The sequence below is a fragment of the Clostridioides sp. ZZV14-6150 genome (genome assembly GCF_020657875.1).
Taxonomy (GTDB): domain Bacteria; phylum Bacillota; class Clostridia; order Peptostreptococcales; family Peptostreptococcaceae; genus Clostridioides.
The window spans coordinates 1-3,108 of sequence record NZ_JAGWDA010000042.1 but is presented as its reverse complement, the minus strand read 5'-3'; the positions used below and the strand labels follow the sequence as shown (position 1 = coordinate 3,108).

Below are 3,108 nucleotides of genomic sequence, written 5' to 3'. Positions count from 1 at the left end.
GAGCGTATTAGAGATAAGTATGCTCCACTTTATGATAGTCCTCTTAATAAAGATTGGGTACCAGGAGTAGGCAAGTTTTATAAACAAATAACAGGAAATTCATATAGTTCTAATAGTGCAGGTACGGGAGTTGGAAGTAATGAAGAAGCAGAAAAGAATTTAAAAGATACAACTTATCAAGTTCAAAATAATAACAATGCTAATACATCCACAAATAATAGTTCTAAAGCAGATAAACTAATTAGTATAGCTAAAGGTAAATTAGGTTGTAAATATGCTCGAGGAGCAGAAGGTCCTAATACATTTGATTGTTCTGGATTTACACAATGGTGCTATAAACAAATAGGTATAAGCATCCCTAGAACAGTTGCAACACAAAGCAAGGCAGGAAAGGCCGTAGACTTAAAAGATAGAAGTAAGTGGAAAGCAGGAGACTTATTATGTAGAGTTGGTGGAGGTAGTAGTAATCACGTAATGATGTATATTGGAAATGGTCAAATGATTCATTCACCACAGACTGGTGATGTAGTAAAAATACAATCGGTTGATTCATATCGAAAAGGAAAAGCGTACACACATGTGAGAAGATTTATATAAGTGAGGTTAAATATGAGCCAAGAATTATTACAAATAATTAAGAAAGCAGCGATGGATGCAGTAGAAACAAGTAATCCAATGAGGGTTGTATTTGGAACAATAGAAAGTGTTAGCCCTCTAAGAGTTAAGATAGAACAAAAACTATCTATTGGTGAATTTTTTCTAATACAAACAGATACATTTAAAAGATATACAGACAAAAAGGTGGGAGACAAATTGGTTTTAATTCGTATGCAAGGAGGGCAACAATACTTGATTTTAGATAGGATGTGATGAAGTGTTACCAAGCGATAATTTGGATTATGACATTGAAGATGTATCAATAATTAATTTTGATGTAAGACAAGAGCCAAGTAAGACGTTTAAACTGAATATGGAGAGAAATAAAGTAGATGGTATTTGTAATGATGTGGAAGCATTAAAACAGACCATCTTTTTAATTTTAAACACAGAGAGATACCAACATTTAATATATTCTTGGAATTATGGTGTTGAACTAAATGATTTAATTGGAGAACCTATTTCATATGTAATATCCGAACTTGAAAGAAGGATAACAGAAGCACTAATTCAAGATGATAGGATTGAAAATGTAGATAATTTTGAGTTTCAAAATATAAAAGGAAAAGTACATTGTAAGTTCACAGTTCACAGTAAATATGGAAATATAAAAGCAGAGAAGGTGGTGAGTGTATAATTGTTTGAGTTAATGACATTTGAAAATATAATTAAAAGAATGTTAGATAGTGTACCAGATACTTTTGATAAAAGGGAAGGTTCTATAATATATAATGCTCTTGCTCCTGTTGCTATAGAACTTACAGAGACATATATTGCTATGGATGAATTACTAGACCAAACATTCGTAGATACTGCTAGTTATTATTATTTAGAGAAAAGATGCAAAGAACGAGGAATCACGCCACTATCTGCTACTAATACAATTGCTAAGGGTGTCTTTAATATAGATATTCCACTTGATTCTAGGTTTAATTTAGGGGAGTACAATTATACAGCAATTGAGAGAATATCTGAAGGAATATATAAGATGAAATGTGAGACTGCTGGACCTATATTTGAACTTGGTCAGTTAATACCTATCGAATATATAGACAAATTAGAAACAGCAGAATTAACAGAAATATTGATAAATGGAGAAGATGAAGAATCTGAGGACAGTTTAAGGCAAAGATATTATGATAGCCTAAATTCACAGTCCTTTGGTGGTAATATTCAAAACTATAAGGATGAAGTTAATAAGATACAAGACGTTGGAGGAGTTAAAGTTTATCCTGTGTGGAATGGTGGAGGTACTGTTAAGTTAGTAATAATTAATTCTAATTTCAAAGTACCATCAGATGATTTAGTTAATCTAGTACAAGAAGAAATTGACCCAATTGGACATCAAGGACAAGGCTTAGGATTAGCACCAATAGGTCATAGAGTCACAGTTGAAGGAGTTACAAGTACAACAATAAATATATCAGCAGAGATAACATATAAGAGTGGTTACACTTGGGAGAATATAAAATCAATTGCAGAAGAAGCAATAGACGACTATTTGAATGAGTTAAATATGAGTTGGGAAGATGAAGAAAACTTAATAGTTCGTATATCTCAGATTGAAACGAGATTGTTAAGCATTGATGGAGTGTTAGATATTACAAACACAATGATAAATGATGATAAATCTAATCTAACTATAGACAGTAACAGTATAGTAGTGAGAGGTGAGGTAGTTGGATAAAGAGATTAATCTAATAGATTACTTGCCACAAATTCTGCAAGATAAAGAAGAGTATATAAAAGTATTTAATGCAGACAACAAAGAAATAAAAATATTATATGAAAAATTGAATGACTTATCAAGTGACCAGTTTTTAGAGGACCTAACTCCAAATGGTATAAAAAGATGGGAAAAAATAATGTCTATAACTCCCAAATCAAATGAGACTTTAGAGGATAGAAGGTTTAGGATTTTTAGTAGATATATAAGTAAATTACCCTATTCAGAGAGATTTTTAAGAAACTGGCTAGATAGTATAGTTGGAGAAGGTAATTATGAATTAACTATTAATAATGCTACTTATAACATACATTTAGAAAGTGATGCTAGAAATCAAGATTGGTTTGAGGAAGTTCATTCTTTTGTAAGTAATATTAAGCCATGTAATATGACTTTAGATTATACTAGAGTACTTGTAAGCAAGGATAATGGTATGTATTTTGGTATAACTACTTTAATGGGTCAAGAAATAACTATATACCCTTGGAGTCCACCAGATATAGAAACCTATGGAGAAATTGATGTATTAACTGGCAATGGAGTTGGATACCAAGAGGTAACAATATTTTAGGAGGTGATATATTGGCTATAGATAAAAGTTATTACACTATAATTACAGATGTAGGAAAAGCAAAGATAGCAAATGCAAGTGTCACAGGTAATAAAGTGGGATTTGTAAAAATTCAACTTGGTGATGGAGGAGGGAGTGAATATACTCCAACTGA

6 protein-coding genes are annotated in these 3,108 nt (G+C 31.5%); all 6 read left to right on the top strand.

The window, feature by feature from the left end; genetic code table 11:
* Positions 1-597: C40 family peptidase (locus KGF41_RS20435; protein ID WP_227857131.1), on the top strand; the 597-nt coding region annotated here is incomplete at its 5' end.
* Positions 598-609: 12 nt separating this feature from the next.
* Positions 610-870, top strand: coding sequence for a DUF2577 domain-containing protein (locus tag KGF41_RS20430; protein WP_227840701.1), 261 nt, complete (start codon positions 610-612; stop codon positions 868-870).
* A 4-nt stretch (positions 871-874) separates the two neighbouring features.
* Positions 875-1,294, top strand: a complete 420-nt coding sequence (locus KGF41_RS20425) for a DUF2634 domain-containing protein (protein ID WP_227840700.1) — start codon at positions 875-877, stop codon at positions 1,292-1,294.
* On the top strand, positions 1,295-2,344 hold the full coding sequence (locus tag KGF41_RS20420) for a baseplate J/gp47 family protein (protein WP_227857130.1): 1,050 nt from the start codon (positions 1,295-1,297) through the stop codon (positions 2,342-2,344).
* Positions 2,337-2,954: a YmfQ family protein gene (locus tag KGF41_RS20415; RefSeq protein WP_227857129.1), complete on the top strand. Its 618-nt coding sequence runs from the start codon at positions 2,337-2,339 to the stop codon at positions 2,952-2,954. The genes KGF41_RS20420 and KGF41_RS20415 overlap by 8 nt, the downstream gene beginning before the upstream one ends.
* Positions 2,955-2,965: 11 nt before the next feature.
* Positions 2,966-3,108 (top strand): phage tail protein (locus tag KGF41_RS20410; protein ID WP_227857132.1); only part of this gene is annotated, 143 nt, incomplete at its 3' end.